Origin of the sequence: Saccharopolyspora sp. NPDC002686 (genome assembly GCF_040295745.1) — a bacterium.
Classification (GTDB): Bacteria; Actinomycetota; Actinomycetes; order Mycobacteriales; family Pseudonocardiaceae; genus Saccharopolyspora; species Saccharopolyspora oryzae.
In genome coordinates this window covers 1-22799 of the sequence record NZ_JBEOVY010000016.1, presented here as the reverse complement: position 1 = coordinate 22799, position 22799 = coordinate 1, and the positions used below count along the sequence as shown (strand labels likewise).

The window sequence follows — 22799 nt, the reverse complement described above, 5'->3', positions numbered from 1 at the left end:
CCGCCCACCAGGTTTCCCGCTGGTGCCGGGGGCTATGCGCGTTCAGGACCCCAGCGCGGCGGGCAGCCAGTGAAGCAGTCCGGGGGCGCCGGCCACGAGCAGGAAGTGCGCGGCCCGGCCGATGAGGCTGGCCGCGAGGAAGCCGATCAGCGGCAGGCCCGCCGCGCCGGAGAGCAGGCACATCAGGCTGTAGGGCGGGATGCCGGGGATCGAGGTCAGGCACAGCACGCCCAGCCCCCACCAGGGGCGGTCGACGGTGCGCTGGTGGAACTTCTCGAACCAGGCGGCCCACCGGCCGGTCCGCCGCTTGGCCTCGAGCTTCTTCAGCATCCGCTCGCCGAGCGCGAACCCGCCCTTGCCCGCGAAGTAGAACAGCGTCTTGCCGGCGACCTGGCCGATCGCGGCGGCCAGCCCGAGCCCCCACCAGCTCACGCCATCCACATTGGACACGACGCCCAGCAGGTACAGCTCGATGTTGACGAGTGGGAAGAAACTACCCAGCGCCGCGGTGCCCGCGGTGGCCAGCAGCCACCCGATCATCGGACCACCCGCTCGCGCGGCGGAGCAAGGCGGTCGATCACGTCACGCACTCCACAACGACCAGAACAGGACGACCCACCCTACCGAGCCGCTCCCCGCAACACCCGGCCGGGGACGGGTGCCAATTTCGCGAGAAATTGACCATCACCCGGGTGAACGTCAATTTCTCGCTCTTACCTACCAAGTTCACACAGATCAGCGCCGGAGCACCGGGCAGCGTCGGGCACCCCCGACCAATACACCCAAGACCGACGCCAGCAGGCCAGGCGTGTCAGCGCCCACGACGCCCGATTGGTCTGTGTGAGCACCACGTGACCAGACGGTAACGCACGAGAAACGGTTACCGATCTGATCTAGGGCAGGTAAGGGAGCATGAGCAGTGGCGCGGCGGACCACCAACCACAAGGTTGAGCAGGCAGTAGCCCCTGGTGAGGGGCTTCGGGTGCTGGGGCGTATCCGGCTGAGCCGGTTTCAAGGTCGTGAGGACACCACGACCAGCCCTGAGCGTCAACGTCTAGCTATCGAGCGTTGGGCGGAAGCCAACGGGCACACGATCATCGGGTGGGCTGAGGACCTAGACCTCGGACGCTCCGTGGACCCGTTCACTGCTCCTGAGTTGTCCCCGTGGTTCACCGAGCCGGAACGGGTGGACTCGTGGGACGTCATCGCCGGATACCGGCTGGACCGTATCGCCACGGGCTCGATCTACCTGAGCAAGGTGATGGTTTGGTGCCAGGAACACGGCAAGTCGCTTGTATCGACGTCTGAGACCTTTGACCTCGGTACTAGCCCCGGCCGTATGGTCGCGGTCATCCTCGCCGAGGTCGCCGCAGGCGAGCTGGAAGCTATCCGGGAACGAAACACCAACGCGTTCGATTACACGTATTCCAAGGGCATGTACACCGGGCGGATGACTCCGTACGGCTACAAAGCCAACGGGAACGAGTACGTGGTAGACCACGAGGCTAAAGCCGTCATCCTGGAGATCGTAGAACGTGTGATCAATAAGGAGTCCGTCCGGAAAATCATTATCGACCTGAACACCCGTGGTGTCCCGTCCCCTCGTGACCGTCAACGGATCAACACGGGAAACAAGCCCAAAGGCGCAGCGTGGTCTCATCAGTCGATTAACCGGATTCTGGAGACTGAGACTCTGCTAGGTCACACAATCCGTCGTGACGCCGTCCTCGGTGCCGACGGTAAACCGATCAGGTACGCTAAGGGTAAGAAACAGTTCGGGGAGCCGTACACAGTCCGCGATGAGACCGGTGCACCGTTGGTGCGTGCTGAGCCGATTCTGTCTCGTACCCGGTTCGATGAGCTGCAAGAGGCTCTAGGTAAGCGTGCCAAGTCCGCTCCGAAGCGCCGGAAGACTGAGACTGATCTACTGCTCCGCGTGTTCTACTGCCCGTGCGGTGAGCCTCGCTACACGGTGTCTAACGGATCCCGGACGTATTACCGCTGCGCTAGCTCGCAAAAGGGAAAGCCGTGCGGTAACAAGTCGATCCGCAAAGATCTTGCCGAGTCTCTTTTCGAAGAGGTCATGCTAGACAGCTTCGGTGACCTGCCGATGAAAAAACGCGTGTACGTCCCTGCGACGAACAACGCGGATGAACTAGCCAGCATCGAAGCTGAGATCGACAACATCGCTAGCCTGATCACGTCTCCGGCGTTCCGTGGAAAGACCCATGACAAGCTGGCTGGTCGCCTAGAGGTGCTGGACAAGCGGCGTAGCGAGCTTGAGGCTCAGCCGGTACGCCAGGCAGGGTATCGGATGGAACCGACCGGGGAGACGTTCGCGGAGCACTGGGATGGACTGGACTCGGACCAGCGGAACGCGTTCTTGCGGAATGCTGGTGTTCGGTTCGAAATGAAGTCGGAGATCGAGTCTCATTTCGACTTTACACACCTGGAATTGCTGCTCGGTCTGATCGATCCATCGATCGATCCGCAAGAGCATCTTGATGCGGAGAAACCCAAGGCGGCGGCGTATCGCGCTGAGCTTGAGGCGCAATACAGCTGGGGATCGTAAATAGCAAGCCGGAAAGGTTAGGCGGGCTCATCCTGCCCGATTTAGAACAGGAGAGACTCAGTGAACAGGAAACAGCGACGCAAAAAGATTAAGCCCATGAAGTGGCTGGACAATCTGAAGGAAAGTAACCCGGAGATGTACCAGGAAGCGATAGACCTGGTCGCCGAGGGCCTGATCACATTCGACAGCAACGGCCGCATGGTCGGCGCCGATGGTCGGACGTTCGATCTTGTGGAACGGGAGAAATAAGCCAACGCTAGGTCATATTTGAATGAATCCGGCGCAGGCGAAGCGGGAGAATCCATCGGATCGGATTCGGTTCTACCGCGCCACGCCGCCGGAATGGTTCCGGCGGACTCCCAACAAGTAAAGGACTGAATTGACCACGATTGACATCGTCACCCGATTCCCTCGAACAACTCTCAAGGAAGCTTGGCTACGATCTCAGCAGTCCGAGAAGTGGGTATTTCCCGACACGGTGTGTTCCTCGGTGACGATGATTTACGGGCGGAGTAACGTCGGTAAGAGCTACTTGGTTTCTTCGATGCTGCTCTCACTCATGGTTGATGGGCGGGAATTCCTCGGGATGCAGCCGACCAATCGCACCAAGGTTTGGCGTCCTGCGATCCTCTGGACGGATCCCGGTTCGGATGAGGAATACGCTGAACGTATTTACCCGGAACTGCCGGAAGAGGCAGAACTAGGAATCTTCCACGTTGGCCGAACTGCCAGGGTTGACGAATGGGAGGCACTAGCTGATCACCTTTTTACCGAGGGATTCAATTTCGTGGTGGTCGATAACCTGCAAGGGGTTACCGGCGACACGAACGAATCAGGCACGGTTACCACGGTGTTCGATGGATTGACCAAGCTCACGAACCGAGGTGTTCCCGTGGTCATTCTTCACCACGAATCGGAGAAAGGCAGGGTGGTTGCGGGAGCTTCCCCAATGGGTACGTCTACCGCAGTTCAGAAGTCGCGAGCGTGGATTCAGGTTCGACAGTCCAACCGCCGGAACCTGCGCGGAGGAAATACCGCGCTGGTGATTCAGTCCAACGCGCTGAGTCAGCCTCAGCAGCTCGTAGCGGAGCCCCTGGCAGGTCCGGCCTACCGGGTGTTGAACCGTGGTCCCTGGGCCACGTCAGAGGTGGAGGAGAAGCCCAAGGAGAAGCCCAAGGAGAAGCCCAAGGAGAAGCGTAGTAAGGACACCTACGACGAACGTGCCGATATGGCGCGCTGGGTGGTGGACAACTGCCAGGGAAAGGGACTGAATGCGACCGCATCGGCTCTATCCGAGAAGTTCAGCAAGTCGCAGGCCACGTGTAAGGAACAGCTCATGCGCGGTGCCCTGGCCAAGCTGTTGGACCGTACCGGCGACGGTTCGGCCGCCATCTGGTCGCACAAGAGCAAGTAGTGGGAACTGGTAGTGGTGGTGTCCCCCCCCCCTGTAGGTGTTCGTCCCTCACACCACCCCCCACTAACTACCTTCAGCGCGCTACAGCGTGCCAACGGGTGGGGGATAACAAGGCGAACGAGAGTGAGCCTTGACCAAGGCAGACCTTTTCGGGTCTGCCCAATATCGGCTCTAGCAGAATCAACGGGTTAGGCGAAGCCGTTAAACCCGTTGTCGTGACTAAGCCGCTGGGGTCAACTTCAGCGGCCTAAACACCTCACCCGCTGTTCCGCTTCGCTGCGGGTGATGCGCTAGAGCCGATGTCAGTAAACCGAGGAGAGCTAACCGAAGTTAGCTCTTAGAAGTCAACTATCAAGTATCTCCTACGGTTCTCCACTTCGTGGAGAGATACCTGGTTGATGTCAGTTAACTACGAAAGGAGACTAGTTTATGAAGACAACTCCCGTTGTCGTCTGGACCTGTATCAAGTACTCAAACATGACAACCGACGCTGAGGGAAAGCGTCGGATCATTCCAGGGACTAGGTACCTGTCCCTGGTCTATTACCGAAGTAGGTACCAAGCGGAGCAGTGCCTAGACTGCTCCACCTGGATACCCAAACACGGAAACCGGAAGTACTGCGCTGGTTGTCGTGAGGCCCGATACCGGGCCGACAACGCGGCTGCCAGGGAGCGGATGCAGAAGTCGCGATCGGGAAGGAACAAGCTCAGGGATGAGAATTACCGCAAGCTCGGTAGGCCAGTTCCCGAACCTGGCAAGCGTGGGAGGCCGAAAGGCGCTAGGGACTTCGGGACGCGGAGAAACTCGCCGCACTTCCGGCCGGGAATAGATGACCGAAAGGAAGGGCTACGAGGATGGTGAGCCTTGTCACTGGATAGAGCCAAAGCGCCCTAACAATATGTTCGGAGTACATAGTAACTATTGAGAGGGGAAAGCAGAGAGTGAGAAGCTGCCGCGAGGTGTAGATAGCTCTGTCTGCGTTCCTCATAGCTGAAGCCCTCGGGAGGCACCTTTACAGGTGCCCCTCGGGGGATTTTTGTTTGCCCTGATTTCAACTTAAACATTTAGGAGGGTTCTATGCGTGGTCGTCCAGAAGGCCCGGGGGATACCGCCAAGATCCGTGAGGCTCTGGCGGCCACCGGCAAGACATACACCCAGATTGCGGAGCAAATGGGCGTGACCGTTGCGTCTGTGTCCGCGTATTCCGCTGGTGCTCGAAAGCCAGCAGCGGGAAACCTGGGCAAGCTCGCTCAGGCTCTCGGTATCCACGTGTCCAAGATTCTGCGAAAGGACACCAGCGATGCCGCGTAAGAACTGGAGAAGCACTAACGAACGGCCAAACCACAAGATGTTTGAAGAGCTTCAGTCGAGGGTGGCGAAACTACAGAAGCGACTCAGGTACGAATGGCAGACGCTGAACAGCCGACGCTGAGACGGCTACTCGAACAGTACCGAGCGCGACGCGCTGAGTGCGCCGTATGTGGCGCTGAGCCTCTGTTCTGGCGAGACGAATACGAGAGCGGAGCTTGCCGTCCCTGTGTCGCAGAGATTATGGAAGAGATTGAATCAGAGTCTCCGGACTAACCCGCACGGAGCGAAACGCATCTACCGATCAGGCCGAGTCCGAATCTGGCCGCAGAAGCTGAACGAGGCGTAAGCCGTTGACCAGGGGAAACGTAACCGCCGGCTGAAGCCGCGGGGACTGTTTTCACAGGTCAGAGAGTCAGCGTCTGTCCACTTGGAACGTTCCTGATCGTAAGAGCTCTCAGAGCTGCTGAGAGCGTCCTGACTTCCTCGGGGAAACCCGAGGTATCTCCAACCCATCTACGAGCTTCTGTGAAGCTCTCAGCCCTGAAAGGCACCAACTGTGTCCGATATTGCCAACGCCAGCATTGCCACTGAAGCCCCGATCGCTCGGTACCGCTCGGTCTACCGCCAGCTGAAGAGCCTGGGGGTTACCGTCCCCGATTCGATCGCTGAGGCTATCGAGTTCGCAGACCAGCCGATTGAGCTTGCTGACCATCGCGCGGTACACAAGAAGCTTGCGAACGCTACCCCGAAGGACTTCGGTGATTCGCTGACCGAGTTCGCCCAGTCGTACATGCTCGCTGCCATCGCGGAAAAGGATGCTTACTTCCGTGCTGAGGTGAACAAGGCCAAGCTTGCGCGACTTCAGACCGTGTTCATGGAACACGAAAAGGGCCTGTTCGCTCAGCTTTGCAAGATGTTCAACCAGGTTGCCCCGGAGTTCACCAAGAACGCTCTTGGGCTTCAGGGTGTCCGAGAGGGGCGATTCTCCGAGGTCGGGAGTTACACCGGGGAGCAGCTGAACGCACTGGTTGATTCTCGCGAGGCTGCAAAGCCGCTAGCGCCGATTTACTCGGTGTATCAGTCTCTCGGTTCTGCTCTGAGTTTCATCGAAGGTGACCCGGACAAGGAGCACCCCGGCCAGTACGAGGATGAGGTGAAGCGGCTTGCTGGTCCCGACACCAGTCAGCAGCAGATTGTGAACGCTGGCCACATGGTCAAGCTTGCTGCCCTCGGTGTCGATGCGATCCGGCCGATTCGCGACCTGATGCCGTTCCTTGCTCTGCCCTACTACGGGGCAGACCTGAACCTGACTCACCCGCTGGGGAGCTGAGCATGGCCAGCGTTGGCCGTAGCCCCGAACAGGCTTGGGCGGAGTTCCTTGGGAGTCAGCTGGACTCCGACCGTGTGCAGTGGGCGGTAGTCGGCCGGATGTTCTCTGAGACGTCCGGCCCGCCTGCTGAGCCTGCCGAACCAGCGGACGACTGATCGGGAGTCGCCCAGAGTCCTACCGCGTCTCTGGGCGGCTCTCCCGCCTTGGGGTACCCCGAAGTACCCCCAGAGACTTTCGGGCCGCGTATGGCCCCAGCTGACCCCAAAGAGAGGCATTGCATTGGAGATTACCTGTGGTGGTTGCTCATCCCGTTGGACTGGCGTGAGCCGGTGTCACTGCTCCGGGTGTCACCAGACGTTCAGCGGAGTAACCACGTTCGACAAACACCGTATTCGGTCACGGTGTAGAGAACCGAGCAAGCTCGGGTTAGACGTAGTCAATGGGATTTGGACTCACCGAGAGAGCTAAATACGTTGGGTGCCAGCCGGCGATCGGATAGTGATTCTCCGTGTATGGTCTCAGCTGAAGGAATCATCATGAAACCACCCAAGCGGGAGAGCTGGGAAAATTCCTCCCGATCCAAACGATTGCCGCCGAACTGGAGAGCCCTCCGGGCTCAAGTACTCAGGCGAGATAAAAACACCTGCCAGATCAACGGCCCAGCGTGTTCAATCCACGCTACTGAAGTCGACCATATCCAAGCGGGAGACAATCACAGCCCAGACAATCTCAGGGCTGTCTGTTCTGTGTGCCACGCTCGCAAATCAGCCCTAGAGGGTTCAAAGGCTAGCGGGATCGCACGTGCGCGTTTGAGTGCGCTACGCAAGCGCAGACCAGAGCGTCACCCAGGACGCAGGGATAAGAGTTCGCAGTAGGTAAGCGCGAGACTCGCGCGTGTGGTTAGTGGGTTGGCATTGGCTAGGTTGTGCTGAGTGTGTGTCGCAGCGCGCAGAGATTGAGTTTGATTTTCGGTTTGAGTTGCGGGAATCTGTGAGTGACATTCTGAATAGGCTTGCTGCGACCCCCAGGGGAGGTTCCCCCTGGGGGCTTTCTAGATCGGCCAGGTATAGCGCCAGCCCGTCTCGATGCTTCGCATGCGCCTGCATTTTTCATATCGCGGAAGTTTGAACCTCGGCCCTCCCTGGTCCGGGGCTTTTCTCATGTCCAAGTGAGGTAAACCAAGTGGCACAACGTGCACCAAAGAACCTGGGTTCGGCAGGTCAACGGCTCTGGAAAGGCATTTGTTCTGACTATGAACTACGTCCGGATGAACTCGCAGTGCTCGAATCAGCCTGCCGAGAGGCTGACCTAATCCAACGGCTAGAAGACGCTCTGAAGGATGCCCCGCTGATCGTTAAAGGATCAATGGGGCAGGAGGTAGCTTCTCCGTTGGTCACCGAGATTCGGCAGCACCGAAGCACTCAGGCGAGCTTGCTGAAGCAGCTCAAGATTCCGGATCTGGAAGACGAAGAATCAGATGACACCGGAACGGTTCGGAAGCTAACCCGCTCCGAGGTTGGCCGCAAGGCCGCTAATGCACGCTGGGGGAAGCAATGAAGCCGTACCGCTCGAATTCGAAGAAGCATGATCCTCGGGAAGCCCGGATTAGCGAAGCCCGCGAGGCGTGACGTCGGGTATTCGGCCGGGAACCTTCGCCGGGTACTGACTGGCTGGACTACGTGACAACCGTTGACGGTGAACCTGCCGTGGACGTGGCGAAGCTGTACCAGGAGGCGCTTGGAGTGCCAAGCGTGAACAATTCTCCGCGCGCTGTGCGTGCTACACCTATTCAAGAGTAGTCAGCTCACCGTTGGCGCTGCGGCACCAGCGTCGCCCTTCGCAGTCGCGAAATTCGATGCGGAAGTTCTCCTTTAGCCTCCGAGATTCTGCCGCGATCTGCTGTAGAATCAAACGATTCGCGGCCTCTACCATATTAAGTGCCTCTACAGAGAAGTCCGGTTGCTTCCCTTGCTGATTCCTGTGTGGTGACATGGCAAACCGGAGTTTATCGCGTTGATATTTAAATCTATCGAAATCCTTGGCCTCGGGCGGCAAGGATTCGTATAGTTCCTTTGCTCTCTTGAAGCTCTCACGAAAGGCGTCCCTATCCAATGGGTTAGTAATGGGTTCTTCTGTCGGCAGTAGGTATCCGAACTTGGCTATCCTTCGCACTTCGCCGTCGATCCCTTCGCCATAGACGTGGACGTCGTAGACAGGAAGGTCTGAGGCGTTCACAAACCAGAACGCCAACTTGATCGTGGCGTCAAGATTTCCGGCTTGCACATCTCCTGCGTAGCCGTGAGTTATGTCTGCTAGCCATCCAGTCACCTTCGACGCTTGCCATCGCAGATCGTGCTTCTGTGCGAGCTCTAGCTGTGCCGCCTGCTTGCGATAGGCCCGGTAGGCAAATGTAGCCGCAGTTGCAGCGATGAGGGCTGAACCGACGGCAGAGGATGAGCTGACTATTTCCGTCCACTTCACATCGGAAGCGGCGGCTATGACTAGATGATCGACCATGTAGACAATATAGCGTCTTGATCAATGCGATACAGTTGCCTCCTTGACTGGGGAGGTGGCTACGCGCGTGGTGCAAGACGTCGGTTTCTGGGAGGCCGTTGGGCTGTGGTTGTCCGGTCAGAAGCTAGAGAACTTCACCATGTACGGCTGTCCGATGTTGTATTGGGCCAGGATTGGGAAGTGTCTTCAGTTTATCGGCGGGGCTGCTATTGTTCTCGACCTCATTGGCCCACAGCGCCTACGCGAGTGGGGAGACTCTACACAACGTGTAGGGAAGTGCCTCTGGCGAAAGGCGAGATCTTGGTGGCGGTTGAGTATCCCAGTCAAGTGGGATACGACACGGCAAAGCGATCTCGTTCTTACGCTTTCCGTGGGATTCGCTGGCACAGGAATGCTCGTTGGGATCCCCGCTTTTCAAGAGGGGATCGGGGACGACGCTCCGTTTGTGTTACACGCTGTCGGCCTACTTGGACTTGTCTTTCTCTATGGTTTAATGGGTGTTGCATTCGGGCAAGCCCTGTCATTCTCCATTCCTCCAGAGTGGCTTCTACTCCTTTACAGAGTTCGCGGGTGCCGATACGAAGTTATCTTCTCGTTCCTTCCTGTGGGTGGAGATACATTTGAGTGGATCATGCGCTCAAACTTCCTTCCGCTAAGATCCAATATGACGCGCCGTTCATTGGTGTTCCTGATTCCATGGGCTCTTGTCACTGGCATCATAACGTGGCTGTTCTTTGCTTTGGGTGTTGTGGAGGAGTCTGGTTTTGTGGAAGTTGCGAATGCGCTTTCGATGCTTTTCATTATTACAAGCTCCTTTGTTTGGGTGTTATTTCAGGCTGTACTTGTTCCAATAACGTTGCTGGCGTATTTTTCACAGGCAGTACTCTTGAAAGCGGCGGATGTTTTCCGGAAAGACCACCCGGGGCATCCGATTCGATGGGTGGCTTTTATTTTTGTGTTTATCGGATTTTGCTTGGACCTACTCGGGTCGTAGGCATGACAAAGCCCCCGGAATCATCCCGGGGGCTTGTAGAACTGAGTGTTAGCTCCGGAGTGAAGAGTCCTTGATTGCGATCCGCGGGTAGACCCTGACATCAACCTCGCCGGACAACTCCTCAGTCTCGAACTCTGCGATGAAGTGTGTCTCTTGATTCTCCGCGCGGATGCTCAGGGCAGTTGCACACTCGCGTACGAAGTGCCAGAGAACGTCATCGGCTTGACGCCAAACGAACTGAACGGACCGTTGGATAGCGTCGTAGCTCAGTTCCAGCGTGCCATTCTCGGACTCGATCTGAGTGCGCTGAATCCAAGGTTCGTCCAGGGCTTCGGGAGCTTCCCCGAACTGGTCAAGGAACTCCTGTTCCTTGGGGATGCTCATCGTGTCGGTCATTTCTTCCCTCTCTTCGGGATCATCGTAGTCAACCGTAGCCCTTGGTCCGTCACGTGCCAAGTTGTTTCGAGCTGGAGGAACCCGCCAGGGCCAGCTAGCAGAGAGTCTCGGACCTGATAGGTTCCCCATTCGTTCGAGAATGTCCGCTTGATGTTGTCATTAGTGCTTACCGCATCCTCAAGGTGGCGTTTGAGCGTGTCATGACCTTCAGGTGTGTCGTAGATGCGGATCCTGCTCAGCTCGTCAATGTTCTGGTTCGATCGGTTTTCATTGTGATCGTTGGACTTGACTTTGCCAAAGAAATATTTGAACTTGTTCGAGTCAATTTCGGCCCGGTTAGCCGGCTTGTCGTTGGTGGGTTTCTGGTCTTGTGCTGCGCCAGGGCTCTCTCCGCTGCCTACAATCGACGCGCGGTAAGCGGCGATCCTGTTCTTTACCTCGGTGCAGAGCTGAGAGGCTCGTTCTATTTCTGAGGCGGAGCGCTGCCAGCTCTCGAAAACCTCTGCAAATTCAGGATCGTTGCTCTCTGCGGCGACCGAGTAAAGTGATTGAGTCGCTTCCTCCAGCAAGCTCTGAGCTACCTGGAGTGCCTGTATCGGTAGAAGTTGGCTGGCTCTGTCTAATCCGTTGGCTACCTCTTCAACGCTCATACGCGCCTTTACAGTCTGCTTGCGTACCCTTCTGCTGCTTGCGTGCTGGCGTTGATGGTGCCCTGGACCCCTGACAGGGTTTGTATGGCTTCACTGAGCAGCCCCTGGGCCTGTTGGGATTCTTCCTGTCCGCTACCCTGAGTTGCAGCCGCTAGGGCTTGCTGGCCTTCTTCAAGGGTCAAGATCGCCTGTTGAATGGCCGCCATGCTCTCTTGGGCTTTCTGAGTAGCCAGTGAGATGCCTGCTCGAATTTCTTCTACGCCCGCCATTGAGGACCTCCGTTAGTTTGCTACTTGCTCCCAGCAGCGTTCTTTCATGCAGTCGTGGGTCAATGCGTATTCGCGGATTGACTCCCGGACACAGTCGTCACAGCCACGGCGCGGGTGTCCGTCGTTGGTGATGCCCATTTGCCGTCCGCACCTGGACGTTGTGCGCGATCCTGGTTGCTTCTCGTGGACAATCCCGTACAGGTCTGTCCAGAGGTTCCGGGCAGCGGCTACAGGTGGACCCGAACACGCTTCCGCAGCATCTCCCGTCGTTCTCTGTGTCGTGTTTTCCACTGTTTGAATCGTGTCCACACTCGTGCCTCCTGTGTTGCTTGGAAAGGCGGCCCGCTAGCCGGTCGGGGGTCTCGAACCAACGGGCCGCCTGTAAGTAGCATCGGAGTTACCGGCCGTAAGCGGTAGAGTTCAGCCGTTCACAAGGGTTCACAAGGGGGAGCCGTGAGCACAGGAGCAGATCTCCGCGCGGCGCGGGAGGCAGCAGGGCTGAGCCTTAGTCGAATGGCTGAGCGGACCCACTTCACCAAGTCCTACCTGTCCATGATCGAGACTGGTAGGCGGTCCATCGCTGCTGACGTAGTGACTGCCTACGAGCAGACGCTTGGAGTTCCCCTGAGTCCTGCTCCTGGTGATCCCCTGCGGGTAGCACATGAGTGGCTTGTCTCAGCCTCTCCCATGGCCGTGCAGGCAAGCTCGGGACGGAAGGTAGGTACGTCCCTTGCTGGTGAGCTTGAAACTCGCGTAGTGGATCTCAGGCACCTAGACGACACCGTGAGCAGTGACGAGTTAGGGCCAGTCATCTTCAAGGAGCTGGGAGACGCTGAGAGCCTGGTTCGCTCAGCGAGCTTCACCGAGCCCGTCGGCAAGAGGCTGTTCACCGCAGTGGGAGAGCTGGCCCAACTAGCAGGCTGGGTAGCTAGCGACGCGGGCCAGTATCGGCAGGCAGAGCGGTTCTACCTCTCGGGTGTAGCAGCGGCGAATGAAGCTCAGGACAAGGTTCTTGGAGCGCAACTCCTGTCCAGCCTGAGCTACCAAATGGCCAATGTCGGAAACCCTGCGGATGCTGCTCTGCTGGCTCGAACCGCTGTCATGGGTGCGGACGGCGCTACTCCGGCAGTCCGTGCCTTGTTCCTAGAGCGGGTGGCTTGGGCATCGGCGAAGTCAGGAGACGAGTCCGCGACGTGGCGCGCGCTGGACGCGGTAGACGACGCTTTCGACCAGAGCACAGGTGGAGAGCCTGAGTGGGTTTATTGGCTCAACAGAGCCGAAATCGACGTCATGGCGGGACGCTGCCTGATCGAGCTGGGCAGGCCAGCGGAAGCGGAACCGCTGCTGTCGGCTGCGATCGAGAGCTACCCGCCGGAACACGCTCGTGAGGTGGCGCTCTACCTCTCGTGGTTGGCGGAATCGCATGTTAAGGCGCTGGACTTCGACGCGGCCCGAGCATCGATCGAGCGTGGTCGGTCGTACGCGGCAGTGATGCCGTCTGCGCGTACAGACTCGCGGCTTGATGCCGTGCAGCGGTTGATACCAGGGCGGTAGCCCCGGACCTACGCGGCCCGGGGCTACTGTCTAGGCTCTGAGCTGCTGGAACGCACCCAGGGTTACCCCTGGTTTATGTGTAAATCCGGTAAGCGTGTACGCGAAATTGACCACGCCTGGGGTGACGCAGCAGCATTTCCGCAGGTGGCGGCCCGTGAGTACTTTGGGGCGCTATAGCACCGCAAAGTGCTCACGGGGCTTGACCAGGGGAGATGTCACATTCGAGCGTTTCGGCGGGATTCGCCCGGGTAGTGGTCGGTTTCTCGCGAAATCGACCGCCTCACGCTTCCGGGGGAGTGGGGTCGGCGTCGGGGTCCCAGCTGAGGAGGCGGACGCGGCTGACCGTGCGGAGGTGGCGGCGCATCGCGGTGACCGCGGCGCGGGCGTCGCCTGCCCGGATCGCTTCGGCGATGCGTTCGTGCTGGGTCAGGGACTTGCTCGGGCGGTCCGGCTGGCGCAGGGATTCCTGGCGGCTTTCGGCGATCTCGGGTGCGATGGTGCGCATGAAGTCTGCGAGCAGGGAGCTGTGCGCGGCGGCGGTGATCGCTGCGTGGAACCGGCGGTCGCCCTCGTTGCCGAGCTCGCCGTCGGCGATCTCGCGGCGCATGTCGGCCAGGGCTGCGTCGATCTCGGCCAGGTCGTCTTCGGTGCGGCGCTGCGCGGCCAGTTCGGCGAGCTTGGTCTCCAGCGCTTCGCGGGCGTCGAGCACGTCGGGGAGGCGGCGCTTGCGGGCCACCAGCTCGTCGACCGGTTCGACGTCCAGCGACTCGCGCCGCAGGTAGGTGCCGCCGCCGTGCCGGACCTCGACCAGCCCCTGCACCTCGAGTACCACGATGGCCTGCTTGACCGAGGCGCGGCTGACGCCGAGCTGCTCGGCGAGCTTGCGCTCCGGCGGCAGGCGGTCGCCCGCGCGCAGCCCGGAGGCGGCGACGTGCTCGCGCAGCCGCTGCACGACCTGCTCGTACAGGCGAGGGCGGGCGAGCGGGCGCAGGGCGTCGGACACCGGGTTCCTCCAGGTAGGGGAGCGGGCGGTGGCCAGGCTAGCACCGTGGACGAGTGGCTGAGCCAATTTGGCCACAGAACGCTTGACGACGCCTGGCCGGCGGGCAAAAGTGGATGAGCCAGTGGACCAATGCTCGGACGATCGTGGAGGTGACCGTGCTGTTCCCGAAGTTGCGGCAGCCGGACGAGAAGGAGGCGCTGCGCTTCGGCGCGCGGGCGCTGAACTACCAGGAGCTGGCCGGGGTGGCCGCCGCGATCGCCGAACGGGTCGCCGGTCGCGAGCGGGTCGCGGTGTGGGCGACCAACGAGCTCGAGACCTGCGCGGCCGTCATCGGCGGGCTCAGCGCGGGCGTTGCGGTCGTGCCGATCAACCCGAAGGTGGGGGAGCGCGAACTCGCGCACATCCTCAACGACAGCCAGCCGGAACTGCTGCTGGCCGCACCCGGGTTCCGGGCGCCGGAGGGTCTCGGCGGGATCCAGGTGCACGAGGTCGACCTGAGCGCCCGCGGCGGTGAGCTGCCGCCGGAGGCCGACGAGAGCGCCCCGGCGCTGATCGTCTACACCTCGGGCACCACCGGTCCGCCGAAGGGCGTCGTGCTGCCGCGCCGCGCGATCAGCGCCAACCTCGACGCGCTCGCCGAGGCCTGGGAGTGGACGGAGCGCGACGTGCTCGCGCACGCCCTGCCGCTGTTCCACGTGCACGGGCTGATCCTCGGCACGCTCGGACCGGTGCGGCTGGGCGGCACCGTGCACCACCTGGGCAAGTTCTCCTCCGCCGCCATCGCCGAGGAGCTCGCCGGGTCGGCGACCATGATGTTCGGCGTGCCGACCATGTACCACCGGCTGGCCGAGGACGCCGAGCGCGACCCGGAGATCGGCAAGGCCGTCGGCAAGGCGCGGCTGCTCGTGTCGGGTTCGGCGGCGCTGCCCGCGGTCGAGCACGAGCGGATCGAGCGGCTGACCGGGCAGCGGGTCGTCGAGCGCTACGGCATGAGCGAGACGATCATGAACTGCGGCGTGCGCGCCGACGGCGACCGCCGACCCGGTTACGTGGGGCGCCCGTTCGCCGGGGTCGAGCTCAAGCTGGTCGACGAGCAGGGCGCGGAGATCGAGGCCAGCGACGACGAGACGGTCGGCGAGATCCTGATCCGCGGCTCGAACCTGTTCAGCGGCTACCTCAACCGCCCCGACGCCACCGAGGCGGCCTTCGCCGACGGCTGGTTCCGCACCGGCGACGTGGCCACCCGGGCCCCGGACGGCTACATCCGCATCGTCGGGCGCAAGGCCACCGACATCATCAAGAGCGGCGGCTACAAGATCGGTGCGGGCGAGATCGAGAACTGCCTGCTGGAGCACCCGGCGGTCGCCGAGGTCGCGGTCACCGGTGAACCTGACGCCGACCTGGGCGAGCGGATCGTGGCCTGGATCGTGCGCGCCCCCGGCCAGGAGGTGGCCGACCAGGAGCTGGTCGACCACGTGGCCCGGCTGCTCACCCCGCACAAGCGGCCGCGCGAGGTGCGCTACCTGGACGCCTTGCCGCGCAACGAGATGGGCAAGGTGCAGAAGAAGGCCTTGCAGCATGGCTGAGCACAGCGCGGCTCGCGCGCTGGTCGAGGCGATCGGCCGGGGGTTCGAGGAGTTCGAGCCCCCGGCGGTCCGGGACGCGGTGGACGGCCCGCTGGGCTGGCCGGGTTACGACGACCAGCGCGCTCGCGCGACCGACCGCAGCGGCGCCGACGAGTCGGTGCTCTGCGGTCGTGCCCAGGTCGGGGAGCGGTCGGCGGTGCTGGTCGCGTTCGACTTCGCCTACCTCGGCGGATCGGTGGGGGAGGCGGCCGGCGCGCGGATCGTGGCGGCGTTCGAGCGGGCAGGGGAGCTGCGGCTGCCGGTGATCTCGCTGGTGGCCTCCGGCGGCAGCCGCATGCAGGAAGGGATCTGCGCGCTCCGGCAGCTGCAGGAGATCGCCCGAGCGTGCCTGCTGGCACGTCGCGAGGGGATCGCCCACATCACGGTGCTGCGCAATCCGACGACCGGCGGCATGTGGGCGGCGCTGTCGGCAGCCGCTGACGTGGTGCTGGCCGAGCCCGGCGCGGCGGTCGCCTTCGGCGGCAGCCGCGTGCGCAGCGCCACCGACACCGGCGAGGCGTTCAGCGCGGAGGGCAAGCTCGACGACGGCCAGGTGGACCGGATCGTCGATCCCGCCGAACTGCCGTCGGTGCTCGCCGACCTGGTGCGGATGCTGCAGCCGCAGCAGTCGCCGGACCCCGCCCCGGTGCCGAAGTCGCTGGCCAGCGCCGAACCACCGGCCACCGGCTGGGAAGCGGTCCAACGAGCACGAGCCGCCGATCGCCCCCGTGCTCAGTCCTATTTGGACGCCTACTTCGCCACCCGCTTCGAGATCAGCGGAGACCGGGTGGGCGGCCGCGATGCGAGCATGCTCTGCGGATTCGGCGAGCATGAAGGCCGCACGATCGCCTACGCCGCCCAAACCGGAACCCCCAACACCCCAGCGGGATTCCGCACCGCAGCCCGCCTGATCAGACTCGCCGACCAGCTCGACATCCCGGTCCTGACCCTGGTCGACACCCCAGGCGCGGCCAACGATGCCGCGGCCGAACAGGCCGCGATCGGCCCAGCGATCGCCGAGGTCTTCACCGCGGTCGCCGACGCCGAAACCCCGATCACCACCCTGGTCATCGGCGAGGGCGGCTCCGGCGGAGCCCTCGCCCTGGCGTCACCGGACCGCACCTGGATCACCGCAGACGCCTATTTCGCAGTAATAGCCCCGGAATCCAGCGCAGCAATCCTCAAGAGAGACCCGGCAGAAGTCCCAGACCTGGCCACCCACCTCCAACTACGCCCCCAAGACCTCCTGAACCACAGCTTCGTCCAAGGCCTCGCCCCCTGAAGCCGCGCGCCCGCTGCCCAGGACCCGTGAGCACTTTGGGCTGCCACAACGACCCAAAGTACTCACGGGCACACCGCAGATCCGCGCGTCGGAAGACCAGGTGTCTTCACCGTCGGCTTGCCACGGGCAGCATCCCGCGCTGAGAACACAACGAGCACTTTCGGCTCATCCCCAGTCCGGGCCTTGTTGGACCGCTCAGGGGTTTCGGGGGTCGGTGACTTCGTAGCCTTCGCGGAGGGGGCCGCCGACGCTGTCGAGGACTTCTCGGGTGATCGCCGCGAGGCGGGTGGGGTTGGTGAGCGAGGTGGCGAGGCGGTCGGCCAGGTCGGGGTCGTGGTCTCGGAGTTCGCGGAGGAGCCATTTGCCGGTGCCTTGCCAGTGGCGTGCCGCGAGGAGGGCGAGTTGCGCGGTCTTGGTGAGTGCGCGGGCAGCTGTGAAGGTCGTTTCGGCCGGGTCGGTGCTGCCGGTGAGGTCGTCGAGGAGGTCGGTCAGCTCGTAGCGGTGGGCGTCGAGCTCTGCGGTCGTGGCGGGTGCTGGCCCGGCGGCCAGGCGTTCGCGCATCTCCGCTCGGAGACGGGTTCCCAGGTCGTCGGGGTCGGTCACGATCGCGCCTTCGGCGATCAGCCGTGGGATGCCTGGCCAGCGGCGTTCGAGGTTGTCGGCGCAGTAGGCCGCGAGGCTCCGCTCGTCGTGCTCCAGCACCTCGACCGGCCAGCCTTCCCAGGTCAGCGACCTGCGCGTCGGCTGGTCCCGGGGTGCGGTGACCACCACCACGTCCAGGTCCGATGTCGCCGTGCGGCGGGGTGTGAGGACGCTGCCGCCCACGATCACCAGGCGGGCTGAGCCGAACTCCTGCTGGGCAAGGCGGCGCGCTGAGGCGATCGGGTCTGCGTCCACCACGTCGTTCTACCTCGACCCGGGGTGCGGGAGAACCGCCGATCGTCGCGGTCGGTGATCAATGCCACCTGGTTGGTGGGGCGATCTGGGCACTTCCGTGTTCTAAACTCAGGCTCGCCTGACAAAGGTTAGGCTAGCCTGAGTTTTCAGAAGGTGCGATGAACCGGACGGGGATCGGCGGCGCGGTCGCCATCGTGACAGGCGCAGGCCAGGGCATCGGCGCTGCGGTGACCAGAGCGCTGGTCGAGCTCGGCGCCACCGTCGCCGCGGTGGACCGCAACTCCGAGCAGGTCGAGGCCGTCGCCGCGGAGCTGGGTGACCAGGTGCGGGCGTTCCAGGCTGACGTGGCCGACGCGGCGGCCGCCGCCGAGGTGGTGGAGCAGGCTGAGGCCGAGCTCGGGCCGGTCGAGGTCCTGGCCAACGTCGCCGGGGTGCTCCAGGTGGGGACCGTGCAGGAGATCACCGACGAGGACTGGCAGCGGACCTTCGCGGTCAACACCACCGGGGTGTTCAACTTCTCCCGTGCGGTGTCCGAGCGCATGATCCCCCGCAAGCGCGGCTCGATCGTCACGGTCAGCTCGAACGCTGCGGGCGTGCCCCGGCACGGCATGGCCGCCTACGCCGCGTCCAAGGCCGCGGCCACGATGTTCACCAAGTCGCTCGGGCTGGAGCTGGCCGAGCACGGCATCCGCTGCAACGTCGTCGCCCCCGGCTCCACCGACACCGACATGCAGCGCGGCATGTGGACCGACGAGCGCGGCGCGGAACGGGTCATCGCCGGCTCGCCGGAGGCGTTCAAGGTCGGCATCCCGCTGCGCAAGCTGGCCACCCCCGAGGACATCGCCGACGCCGTGGTCTTCCTGGCCTCCGAGCAGGCCAAGCACATCACCATGCACGACCTGTACGTCGACGGCGGCGCCACGCTGCGCGCCTGACTCCTGCCGCGAACCCCGAAAGGTTGCCATGACCACGATCGACAGCGATATCGACAGCCTGGGCCTCGTCGCGGACGATGCGGCGGCGCGGTTGCTGGCCGCCTACGAGGCGGGCTCGTCGTTCCTGTTCTCCACGCCGCGCGGCGTGACGCTGGCCCGCGGAGTCTCCGCGACGGTCCCGAAAACCCAGTACGCGCGGGAGAACCTGCCGAAGCGGGTCGCGGAGTTCTTCGCCAGCGCAGCCGAGTTCGGCCACCGCAACCCGGTGGTCGTCGGCGCGGTGCCCTTCGGCAACAACCTGCCCGCGCACCTGGTGCTGCCGGAGGAGGTGTTCCACGCCGACCCGCTGAACGTCATGGTGCCGCAGAGCCCCCGCAGCGGTGCTCCCGAGTGCGAGGTCCGCGCGGTGCCCGCGCCGGGCGAGTACGAGCGCGGTGTGAGCCGAGTGCTGCGGAGGCTGGACGACGGCGAGCTGAGCAAGGTGGTGCTCGCCCGGTCGCTGGAGCTGACCGCCGCCGAGCCCATCGACGTGCGCACCGTGCTGCAGAACCTGGCCCTGGCCGACCCGGCCAGCTACACCTTCGCGGTGGACCTGCCGCGGCGCGGCGAGGACGGCACCCGCGACAGCTTCGGCCTGCAGCCGAGGCTGCAGCGCACCTTCCTCGGCGCGAGCCCCGAACTCCTGGTGTCGCGACGCGGCATGAAGGTCCGCTCCAATCCGATGGCGGGATCGCGCCCGCGCAGCACCGACCCGGTCGAGGACCGGCGCCGCGCCGCCGAACTGTCCACATCGGACAAGGATCTGCGCGAGCACGCGGCCGTGGTGGAGGCGGTGGCCGATGCGCTGCGCCCGTACTGCCGCGAGCTGACGGTGCCCGAGCCGTCGGTGATCAGCACCAACGCCATGTGGCACCTGGCGACCGAGGTCACCGGCGAGCTGCGCGATCCCGCGACTTCGTCGCTGGAACTGGCCGACGCGCTGCACCCGACCCCGGCGGTGTGCGGCACCCCGGTGCAGCGGGCGCGCGAAGTCATCGCCGAGACCGAGCCTTTCGAGCGCGGCTACTACGCGGGCATGGTCGGGTGGTGCGATGCCTCCGGGGACGGCGAGTGGGTCGTGGCGATCCGCTGCGCCGACGTCGAGGACGAGTCGCTGCGGCTCTACGCCGGAGCGGGCATCGTCGCGGGCTCCAACCCCGCCGACGAACTCGCCGAGACCTCCGCGAAGTTCCGCACCGCGCTGTCCGCGATGGGCCTGGACCAGGCAGTCTGAAGGGACTGGAGATGACCGCACCGCTTCCGGACCACCCGATCTGGCCGCCGGAGTTCGCCGACCGCTACCGCGCGGCGGGCTACTGGCGCGGCTACACCTTCGGCCAGATGCTGCGCGAACGCGCGGCCGAGCACCCCGACCGCATCGCCGTGGTCGACGGCGAGCGCCAGGTGTCCTACCGAGCGCTCGACGTGCGCGCCGACCGGCTCGCGGCCGGGCTGCGCGAGACCGGCATCGGCAAGGGCGATCGCGTCGTCGTGCAACTGCCCAACATCGCGGAGTTCTTCGACGTCTGCTTCGCGCTGTTCCGGCTCGGCGCCGTGCCGGTCTTCGCGCTGCCGTCGCACCGGTTGACCGAGGTCTCCTACTTCTGCGAGTTCAGCGAGGCCGCCGCCTACATCACCACCGACGTCGAAGCCGGCTTCGACCACCGGGAGCTGGCCGCCGAGGTGGTGGCGAAGCTGCCGGACCTGCGGGTGTTCATCGCCGGTGAGCCCGGCGAGCTCACCGCGCTGTCCGAAGTGGACGCCGAACCGGTGGAGCTGGACGGGCCCGAACCCGGCGACCTGGCGTTCCTGCAGCTGTCCGGCGGCAGCACCGGGGTGCCGAAGCTGATCCCGCGCACCCACGACGACTACATCTACTCCTTCCGCGCCAGCAACGAGATCTGCGGCGTCACGGCCGACACCGTCTACCTCGGGGCGCTGCCGATCGCGCACAACTTCCCGATGAGTTCGCCCGGCACGTTCGGCGTCCTGCACGCCGGTGGGCGCGTGGTGCTGGCCCGCCGTCCCAGCCCGGACGAGGTGTTCCCGCTGATCGAGCGCGAGCGCGTCACGCTGGCCGCCGCGGTCCCGCCGCTGGCGCTGGTGTGGCTGGACGCGGCCGGCAGCACCGAACACGACCTGTCCAGCCTGGAGGTCCTGCAGGTCGGCGGGGCCAAGTGCAGCGAAGAAGTCGCGCGCCGGGTCAAGCCCGTGCTCGGTGCGACGTTGCAGCAGGTCTTCGGCATGGCCGAGGGCTTGGTGAACTACACGCGGCTCGACGACCCGGAGGACGTCGTCCTCACCACCCAGGGCAGGCCGATCTCACCCGACGACGAGCTGCTGGTCGTGGACAACGACGACAACCCGGTGCCGCCGGGCGGAACCGGGCACCTGCTCACCCGCGGGCCCTACACCATCCGCGGCTACTACCGGGCCGCCGAGCACAACGCGAAGGCCTTCACCCCCGAAGGCTTCTACCGCACCGGCGACGTCGTCCGGCTCACCGCGGCGGGCAACATCGTCGTGGAAGGCCGCGCGAAGGACCAGATCAACCGCGGCGGCGAGAAGATCGCGGCCGAAGAGGTGGAGAACCACCTGCTGGCGCACCCCGCGGTCCACGACGCGGCCGTGGTGTCCATGCCCGACGACTACCTCGGCGAGCGCAGCTGCGCGTTCGTGGTTCCGCGCGGAACCCCGCCGAAGGCCCGCGAGCTGATCAAGTTCGTCCGCGAGCGCGGGCTGGCCGCCTACAAGGTGCCGGACCGGGTCGAATTCGTCGAGCAGTTCCCGCAGACCGGCGTCGGCAAGGTCAGCAAGCGCGACCTCCGCGAGGCGATCAGCCGCGAGCTGGTGCCGGAACTCCGCCGTCGCTGACATCCGCAACGACCGATCACCGACACAGAAGGAGGTCGCCCGTGGCGCTTCCGACCATCGCCCCGTACCGCGTCCCGGACCAGGACGAGCTGCCGGAGAACCGCGTGGCCTGGCGGCCCGACGCGGACCGCTCGGTGCTGCTGATCCACGACATGGAACGGCACTTCGTCAACGCCTTCCCCGCGGACGGCGAACCGCTGGACCAGGTCGTGCCGAACATCCGGCTGCTCCGCGAGCGCGCGAAAGCGGCTGGTGTCCCGGTGGTGTACTGCGCGCAGCCCGGCGGTCAGACGCCCGAGCAGCGCGGCCTGCAGCTGGAGTGGTGGGGGCCGGGAGTCGCCGACCCGGCGCAGGAGGCGATCATCGACGAGCTGGCGCCGGACGCCGACGACGTGCTGCTGACCAAGTGGCGCTACAGCGCGTTCCAGCGCACCGAACTGCGCGAACTGCTGCGGGGCTGGGGACGCGATCAGCTGATCATCACCGGGATCTACGCCCACATCGGCTGCCTGATGACCGCCGCCGAGGCCTTCCAGCAGGAGGTCCAGGCGTTCCTGGTCGCCGACGGGGTCGCGGACTTCTCCGCGGAGGAGCACCGGATGGCGCTGACCTACGCGGCCAAGCGGTGCGGCGTGGTCGACACCGCACATCGCTTGGCGCAGGACCTCGCGGTCCGAGAGTCCGAAGTGGCCTGACGATTTAGTGGGAGTGCGTGCGATGTCGCAGAAGTTGACGCTGGAAGACGTCCGGGAGCAGGTCGCCGAGCTGCTCTACGAGGACCCGGCGGAGCTCACCGACGACGAGAACCTGATGGACTGGGGCCTGGACTCGGTCCGGATCATGACCCTGGTGGAGAAGTGGCGCCGCCTCGGCGTCCAGATCACCTTCGCCGACCTGGCCGAACGCCCCACCCTCGAGGACTGGTGGACGGTCCTCGAACCCAAGGTCCGGTGACGCTCCGTCCGAGGTGACGCAAATTCAATGGAAATCGGACGTCCGATTTCCATTGAATTTGCGGAAGTTCTCCACAGGACCCGGAACTTGTCCACAGGTCCCGACACGCCGGGGTCCCGACACGCCGGGGTGGCAGTTTCAATTGTAACTGTGTTCCGCCGTGGGTGGGATCTGCAGTTTCAA

24 protein-coding genes are annotated in these 22799 nt (G+C 63.6%); 17 read left to right on the top strand and 7 right to left on the bottom strand.

The genetic code is table 11. The features are described from left to right. Positions 1–42: 42 nt before the first annotated feature. Positions 43–540, bottom strand: coding sequence for a VTT domain-containing protein (locus ABTZ89_RS03985; RefSeq protein ID WP_351039841.1), 498 nt, complete (start codon positions 538–540; stop codon positions 43–45). A 379-nt stretch (positions 541–919) separates the two neighbouring features. On the opposite strand from ABTZ89_RS03985, the gene ABTZ89_RS03980 reads away from it, so the two are divergent. The 8 genes from ABTZ89_RS03980 to ABTZ89_RS03950 all read left to right on the top strand — a co-directional run bounded on the left by ABTZ89_RS03980 (position 920) and on the right by ABTZ89_RS03950 (position 8184). Further along, on the top strand, positions 920–2572 hold the full coding sequence (locus ABTZ89_RS03980; protein ID WP_351039838.1) for a recombinase family protein: 1653 nt from the start codon (positions 920–922) through the stop codon (positions 2570–2572). A gap of 96 nt (positions 2573–2668) precedes the next feature. Beyond that, complete coding sequence (locus tag ABTZ89_RS03975; RefSeq protein WP_170210131.1) at positions 2669–2821, top strand: hypothetical protein; 153 nt, start codon at positions 2669–2671, stop codon at positions 2819–2821. Positions 2822–2951: 130 nt separating this feature from the next. Continuing rightward, positions 2952–3986 (top strand): AAA family ATPase, encoded by a 1035-nt coding sequence (locus ABTZ89_RS03970; protein ID WP_351039835.1) that lies wholly within the window; start codon positions 2952–2954, stop codon positions 3984–3986. A gap of 1077 nt (positions 3987–5063) precedes the next feature. Beyond that, the gene (locus ABTZ89_RS03965) at positions 5064–5297 is read left to right on the top strand and encodes a helix-turn-helix domain-containing protein (RefSeq protein WP_351039832.1); all 234 of its coding nucleotides are present in this window, start codon (positions 5064–5066) and stop codon (positions 5295–5297) included. Between the two features lie 556 nt (positions 5298–5853). Beyond that, a complete protein-coding gene (locus ABTZ89_RS03960; RefSeq protein ID WP_351039829.1) occupies positions 5854–6627 on the top strand; it encodes a hypothetical protein in 774 nt (257 codons plus the stop codon). A 279-nt stretch (positions 6628–6906) separates the two neighbouring features. Beyond that, positions 6907–7095, top strand: a complete 189-nt coding sequence (locus ABTZ89_RS38910; RefSeq protein WP_502949508.1) for an FDXHR family putative zinc-binding protein — start codon at positions 6907–6909, stop codon at positions 7093–7095. A gap of 44 nt (positions 7096–7139) precedes the next feature. Then, positions 7140–7502 (top strand): HNH endonuclease, encoded by a 363-nt coding sequence (locus ABTZ89_RS03955; protein ID WP_351039826.1) that lies wholly within the window; start codon positions 7140–7142, stop codon positions 7500–7502. Between the two features lie 307 nt (positions 7503–7809). Then, positions 7810–8184, top strand: a complete 375-nt coding sequence (locus ABTZ89_RS03950) for a hypothetical protein (protein WP_351039823.1) — start codon at positions 7810–7812, stop codon at positions 8182–8184. A 228-nt stretch (positions 8185–8412) separates the two neighbouring features. Here the strand turns inward: ABTZ89_RS03950 and ABTZ89_RS03945 are convergent, their stop codons facing one another. Next, positions 8413–9144, bottom strand: coding sequence for a hypothetical protein (locus ABTZ89_RS03945; protein ID WP_351039820.1), 732 nt, complete (start codon positions 9142–9144; stop codon positions 8413–8415). Positions 9145–9211: 67 nt separating this feature from the next. On the opposite strand from ABTZ89_RS03945, the gene ABTZ89_RS03940 reads away from it, so the two are divergent. After that, positions 9212–10138, top strand: coding sequence for a hypothetical protein (locus ABTZ89_RS03940; protein WP_351039817.1), 927 nt, complete (start codon positions 9212–9214; stop codon positions 10136–10138). 48 nt (positions 10139–10186) lie between these two features. On the opposite strand, the gene ABTZ89_RS03935 is transcribed toward ABTZ89_RS03940, so the two are convergent. Genes ABTZ89_RS03935 through ABTZ89_RS03925 form a run of 3 tightly spaced genes read right to left on the bottom strand, consistent with a single transcriptional unit; the run spans position 10187 to position 11453 of the window. Beyond that, entirely contained in the window at positions 10187–10534 is a 348-nt protein-coding gene (locus ABTZ89_RS03935; protein ID WP_351039814.1) for a hypothetical protein, read from the bottom strand. After that, entirely contained in the window at positions 10531–11184 is a 654-nt protein-coding gene (locus ABTZ89_RS03930) for a hypothetical protein (protein WP_351039812.1), read from the bottom strand. Before ABTZ89_RS03930 ends, ABTZ89_RS03935 begins: the two co-directional genes overlap by 4 nt. An 8-nt stretch (positions 11185–11192) precedes the next feature. Beyond that, a complete protein-coding gene (locus tag ABTZ89_RS03925) occupies positions 11193–11453 on the bottom strand; it encodes a hypothetical protein (protein WP_351039809.1) in 261 nt (86 codons plus the stop codon). Between the two features lie 453 nt (positions 11454–11906). Between ABTZ89_RS03925 and ABTZ89_RS03920 the strand changes: the two genes are divergently transcribed. After that, positions 11907–13007, top strand: coding sequence for a helix-turn-helix domain-containing protein (locus ABTZ89_RS03920; RefSeq protein ID WP_351039806.1), 1101 nt, complete (start codon positions 11907–11909; stop codon positions 13005–13007). Between the two features lie 280 nt (positions 13008–13287). Here the strand turns inward: ABTZ89_RS03920 and ABTZ89_RS03915 are convergent, their stop codons facing one another. Then, entirely contained in the window at positions 13288–14010 is a 723-nt protein-coding gene (locus tag ABTZ89_RS03915; protein WP_270949671.1) for a FadR/GntR family transcriptional regulator, read from the bottom strand. A 149-nt stretch (positions 14011–14159) separates the two neighbouring features. Here ABTZ89_RS03915 and ABTZ89_RS03910 point away from each other — a divergent pair, with 149 nt between their 5' ends. Further along, positions 14160–15596 carry an acyl-CoA synthetase gene (locus ABTZ89_RS03910; RefSeq protein ID WP_351039802.1) on the top strand — a complete coding sequence of 479 codons (1437 nt, stop codon included), beginning with the start codon at positions 14160–14162 and terminating at the stop codon, positions 15594–15596. After that, positions 15589–16917, top strand: a complete 1329-nt coding sequence (locus ABTZ89_RS03905; protein WP_351039799.1) for a carboxyl transferase domain-containing protein — start codon at positions 15589–15591, stop codon at positions 16915–16917. The genes ABTZ89_RS03910 and ABTZ89_RS03905 overlap by 8 nt, the downstream gene beginning before the upstream one ends. A gap of 195 nt (positions 16918–17112) precedes the next feature. Here ABTZ89_RS03905 and ABTZ89_RS03900 read toward each other — a convergent pair whose 3' ends face one another. Next, positions 17113–17817: a nucleotidyltransferase domain-containing protein gene (locus ABTZ89_RS03900; protein WP_351039796.1), complete on the bottom strand. Its 705-nt coding sequence runs from the start codon at positions 17815–17817 to the stop codon at positions 17113–17115. Between the two features lie 155 nt (positions 17818–17972). Here ABTZ89_RS03900 and ABTZ89_RS03895 point away from each other — a divergent pair, with 155 nt between their 5' ends. The 5 genes from ABTZ89_RS03895 to ABTZ89_RS03875 are packed head-to-tail and all read left to right on the top strand — an operon-like array spanning position 17973 to position 22616. Further along, complete coding sequence (locus ABTZ89_RS03895) at positions 17973–18749, top strand: 2,3-dihydro-2,3-dihydroxybenzoate dehydrogenase (RefSeq protein ID WP_351039793.1); 777 nt, start codon at positions 17973–17975, stop codon at positions 18747–18749. Positions 18750–18777: 28 nt separating this feature from the next. Beyond that, entirely contained in the window at positions 18778–20022 is a 1245-nt protein-coding gene (gene dhbC / locus ABTZ89_RS03890; protein WP_351039791.1) for an isochorismate synthase DhbC, read from the top strand. 11 nt (positions 20023–20033) lie between these two features. Then, complete coding sequence (locus ABTZ89_RS03885; RefSeq protein ID WP_351039788.1) at positions 20034–21662, top strand: (2,3-dihydroxybenzoyl)adenylate synthase; 1629 nt, start codon at positions 20034–20036, stop codon at positions 21660–21662. Positions 21663–21703: 41 nt separating this feature from the next. After that, complete coding sequence (locus tag ABTZ89_RS03880) at positions 21704–22357, top strand: isochorismatase family protein (protein ID WP_270953825.1); 654 nt, start codon at positions 21704–21706, stop codon at positions 22355–22357. Between the two features lie 22 nt (positions 22358–22379). Further along, positions 22380–22616, top strand: a complete 237-nt coding sequence (locus ABTZ89_RS03875; protein ID WP_270953826.1) for a phosphopantetheine-binding protein — start codon at positions 22380–22382, stop codon at positions 22614–22616. Positions 22617–22799: the final 183 nt, after the last annotated feature.

What these genes read in the sequence shown, in the direction of transcription:
- ABTZ89_RS03985 (WP_351039841.1), bottom strand. Translation starts at nt 540, where the DNA reads ATGATCGGGTGGCTGCTGGCCACCGCGGGCACCGCGGCGCTGGGTAGT.
- ABTZ89_RS03975 (WP_170210131.1), top strand. Translation starts at nt 2,669, where the DNA reads ATGAAGTGGCTGGACAATCTGAAGGAAAGTAACCCGGAGATGTACCAG.
- ABTZ89_RS03965 (WP_351039832.1), top strand. Translation starts at nt 5,064, where the DNA reads ATGCGTGGTCGTCCAGAAGGCCCGGGGGATACCGCCAAGATCCGTGAG.
- ABTZ89_RS03955 (WP_351039826.1), top strand. Translation starts at nt 7,140, where the DNA reads ATGGTCTCAGCTGAAGGAATCATCATGAAACCACCCAAGCGGGAGAGC.
- ABTZ89_RS03945 (WP_351039820.1), bottom strand. Translation starts at nt 9,144, where the DNA reads ATGGTCGATCATCTAGTCATAGCCGCCGCTTCCGATGTGAAGTGGACG.
- ABTZ89_RS03935 (WP_351039814.1), bottom strand. Translation starts at nt 10,534, where the DNA reads ATGACCGACACGATGAGCATCCCCAAGGAACAGGAGTTCCTTGACCAG.
- ABTZ89_RS03930 (WP_351039812.1), bottom strand. Translation starts at nt 11,184, where the DNA reads ATGAGCGTTGAAGAGGTAGCCAACGGATTAGACAGAGCCAGCCAACTT.
- ABTZ89_RS03925 (WP_351039809.1), bottom strand. Translation starts at nt 11,453, where the DNA reads ATGGCGGGCGTAGAAGAAATTCGAGCAGGCATCTCACTGGCTACTCAG.
- ABTZ89_RS03905 (WP_351039799.1), top strand. Translation starts at nt 15,589, where the DNA reads ATGGCTGAGCACAGCGCGGCTCGCGCGCTGGTCGAGGCGATCGGCCGG.
- ABTZ89_RS03895 (WP_351039793.1), top strand. Translation starts at nt 17,973, where the DNA reads ATGAACCGGACGGGGATCGGCGGCGCGGTCGCCATCGTGACAGGCGCA.
- dhbC (WP_351039791.1), top strand. Translation starts at nt 18,778, where the DNA reads ATGACCACGATCGACAGCGATATCGACAGCCTGGGCCTCGTCGCGGAC.
- ABTZ89_RS03885 (WP_351039788.1), top strand. Translation starts at nt 20,034, where the DNA reads ATGACCGCACCGCTTCCGGACCACCCGATCTGGCCGCCGGAGTTCGCC.
- ABTZ89_RS03875 (WP_270953826.1), top strand. Translation starts at nt 22,380, where the DNA reads ATGTCGCAGAAGTTGACGCTGGAAGACGTCCGGGAGCAGGTCGCCGAG.